3 protein-coding genes are annotated in these 3,333 nt (G+C 47.4%); all 3 read right to left on the bottom strand.

The window, feature by feature from the left end; all coding sequences use genetic code 11:
* Positions 1–266: 266 nt before the first annotated feature.
* Genes MN202_RS20390 through MN202_RS20380 form a run of 3 tightly spaced genes read right to left on the bottom strand, consistent with a single transcriptional unit; the run spans position 267 to position 3,064 of the window.
* Positions 267–674 (bottom strand): hypothetical protein, encoded by a 408-nt coding sequence (locus tag MN202_RS20390; protein WP_335737971.1) that lies wholly within the window; start codon positions 672–674, stop codon positions 267–269.
* A 2-nt stretch (positions 675–676) separates the two neighbouring features.
* Positions 677–2,197, bottom strand: a complete 1,521-nt coding sequence (locus MN202_RS20385) for an RHS repeat domain-containing protein (RefSeq protein WP_335737970.1) — start codon at positions 2,195–2,197, stop codon at positions 677–679.
* A gap of 30 nt (positions 2,198–2,227) precedes the next feature.
* Positions 2,228–3,064: an REP-associated tyrosine transposase gene (locus tag MN202_RS20380; protein ID WP_335737969.1), complete on the bottom strand. Its 837-nt coding sequence runs from the start codon at positions 3,062–3,064 to the stop codon at positions 2,228–2,230.
* Positions 3,065–3,333: the final 269 nt, after the last annotated feature.

The raw sequence follows: 3,333 nt of genomic DNA, 5'->3' as shown, positions 1-3,333 counted from the left end.
ACCCCTAGGTTCCAGCAAGACCTGACCCTGAAGCCCCTTCGGAAAAGGCAAAAGGCAAGACCTGACCCTGAAGCCCCTCAAAAGGCAAGACCTTGACCCTGAAGCCCCTTTGACCCTGAAGCCCCTTGTGAAGCCCCTTGACCCTGAAGCCCCTTGTGAAGCCCCTTGACCCTGAAGCCCCCTCTGAAGCCCCCTGCTCTGTTGTCTCCGAGAGGCTAATGGGTGATCCTGAAGGTTAAACCAAATATTATAAAGCCTGAAGCCCCTCAAGGCTTAATACTGACTATTATTGGCTCGCCATTTTCACCAACAATTGGGATAATAGAATTGTAACATTCTTTGGTAATCGTCTGTTTGCTACCACAATATTCAAAAATACCTGCGACCGTATAAAAATCCTGATCGTTTAGAGCCATTTTATTCACCAAATCTTCTGATATATCAATATACACCATACTTGCAGAGTCAAAACGTCCGCTGAAAAGAGAGAGCCAAGCGCCCCCTCGACCAATATAAATATATCCTCTAACAACAACTTCTTTATTATTGTATCGCTCAGGAGTTGCGACCAAATTTATTACCGACACCACACATCTGCGCTGATCTAGCTCTCCACAATCGTTCCCGAATGAATAAAATGGAATGATCAACAGAAGTAAAAATATAATTCTCATAATCAGTATCCCCCGCTACCATAGCAACTTAGTGATGCATTTGAAATATTTGAGCAGTGAAGTGATGTACCTCTATATGCTTCTGGAGTACTCAGATACCCCGCAGTATTAAACTTATGAACACCATATCTACCAGGGAGAGCCAAGTATCCAGAAATCGGGCGCCCCAACTCTATACTTTTGTTTATGAAATATTCGTAGTCTTCAGGACTGAACTCAAGATCAGCCGTTGAAGGACGTCCATGAGTATGAATTAGAGCCGTTGCATTATCATCCAAATCACGTGGTGTGACCCAGCCTCTTTTATAGTCAGTGTACACTTTACTGATGCCGATTACTCCATCACGGTTGTATATTGTTGCTCCCATTTCAACATTAAGTTCTGCAGATATCGATGCAGTTGCTTTGGCAAAAGCTTTCGCGGCATCATCTTCTGTTTTCCAGCTACCCGCTTGTGCTGCAATTTCTTCGTCTGCTTTCGCCATAGCCTCATCAATCCTATTTCTTCGTTCTGCATTAAACAATTGTGCAAATGCAGCTGTAGTAGCTCCATTCGAAAATTTGCCACCTGAAATTTTAGATATGGATCCACCAATAACTGCCGCTGAAACTATCCTTAAAGGTGCATCTTTTCCTGCAGTTCCAAAAATTTTGTTTATATTTACTGCTTTTGAAAGGCCTGCGCTAATAAAACCATGTCCAAATTTGCCACCCTGCAGTACCGAAGTCACCCCTCCAGTCAAACCATGCGCGCCGATATGGGCGAGACCACCTTCTGCCCAAAAACCGCTATTTGCATTAAAATTCGCCCCTATCTGATAAAACGCTGCCCCCGAGAAAGCCCCGATTAAAGCTCCTTTAATAATATTACCGCCATTCAGCGCTGCCATGCCGGCACCTATGGCAGCACCTGTAAGCGCCGCATTAAGTATACTGGCACCACACGCCAAGCAATAAATGGAAACAACAACGCCAATGATTACCCCTGCCCACTGCTTAAGCTTACTCCAAAAATACCCACTGGGGTCGGTATAACTCAGCGGATTATTCAGCACATAACTATAGCGGTTATGGCTTTGGCTGTTACTCGGCGCCTGCACAAAGGGGTCGGCTTGCAAGAAGCGGCCGATGTGACTGTCATAGATACGCCCGCCCATATGAATAATGCTGGCATGGTCTACCTGCAGGTGGCCAGTAAAACCACGATGCGTGCGGTTTAGTATCGCCGCCAAGGTTAAGGCTACCGGCTGATGGCTGGGGGTAAATACCATACGCCGCTTACCAAAGGCATCAAAGCTTAGCTTTTGTTCGATAAGGCCTTTGTCGTCTGTAATAACATCAACACTGCCTAAATGGTCGGTGTACACATAACGCGTGGTTATGCTGTTGCCACTGCGCTCTACCAGAGCATTGCCAATATTGCGCCTGATGGTGGTGCTGCTGCCTTCTTTTATCAGCTCGACGCCGCCGTGCTGGAAAATGGTTTTGGTGCTGCCTTGCTCGGTAACGTGACGTTTTACCAAATTTCGGCTGCCGTCGTAGGTACCTCAGGGTCAGGTCTTGCTTTTTGCCACTATCTTACTCACCCGCGAGTAATGCAAGCCAAAATGATTGCCAATCTCTTTAAGGGTATAACCGCCCGAGCGATACGCCGTAACAATAGCGTCATTGCGTGTATTCGCGGCATGCTCATATTCTGTCAGTGATAGGGCTTTGCCGCGTCGTTGCTTTTTGGGAATGTCAGATAACGCATCCTGTTCGTGTAGTCGCGCTAAATGGCTTTGCACAAAGTCATCATTTCCCAAAAATATCTGGTTGCTGAGCTTATCCCAGACAGGCACACCTTTACCTTGCTGCACAAAGGCGGCATATTTTTCTCTGGCGGTTTTACGTTGTTTGCCAATCATACTCAGTAACGCATCTGTTGCCAGCCAGGCGGGTGAAGCCGCTTTGCCCATCACGGCATGCCAGCTACTCCATGGCCAGTCATCAAGCTCCTGAACCATCTTCGCACGGATAGGGTTTAGCACAATATAGCGGCTTAGTTCGAGCAAATAGGCATCTTTATCTACCAGAATGGCTTTGTATCTGCCCTGAAATAAATGCCCTACCCGTTGGTGTTGTCGGTTTATCGCCTGGGTAAAAGTACCATTTAGTTGGCGCATGCCTTTACTGAGGTTGGCATCGGGGGTTTCTACCAGTAAATGGTAGTGGTTGGTCATCAGGCAATAGGCATGAACCACCCAGTTATACTGCTCGCATACCTTGCCCAGCAGCGCTAAGAACAGCTCGAAATCGGTATCGTCAAAATAGATGGCTTTGCGCTCATTACCCCGGCTGGTGATATGGTAAAGCGCACCGGCAAATTCAAGCCGTAAAGGTCTGGCCATGGTAGTCACTCCGTCTGGTGTTTAGCATCGCTAAACTGTAGCGCACCAGACGGAAAAGGCAAAAGGCAAGACCTGACCCTGAAGCTTACGCTGCCTGCCACATCCCGCCAAGCGCTTTCCGCCGCTGATAACAGCAAGCCTTTGCCACAAAAGCCTAATACTCTGGCCATAGACATTAATTCCTAACCGGCTTTATTCATGCAACCGCTATTTACCAGCCTGCCACTGGCACTGATTATGCTGCTGATGTGGCAATGGCCGGCGCAGGC

Origin of the sequence: Rheinheimera muenzenbergensis (assembly GCF_036984005.1) — a bacterium.
Lineage (GTDB): Bacteria > Pseudomonadota > Gammaproteobacteria > Enterobacterales > Alteromonadaceae > Alishewanella > Alishewanella muenzenbergensis.
This window is presented reverse-complemented; position numbering and strand designations above follow the sequence as displayed.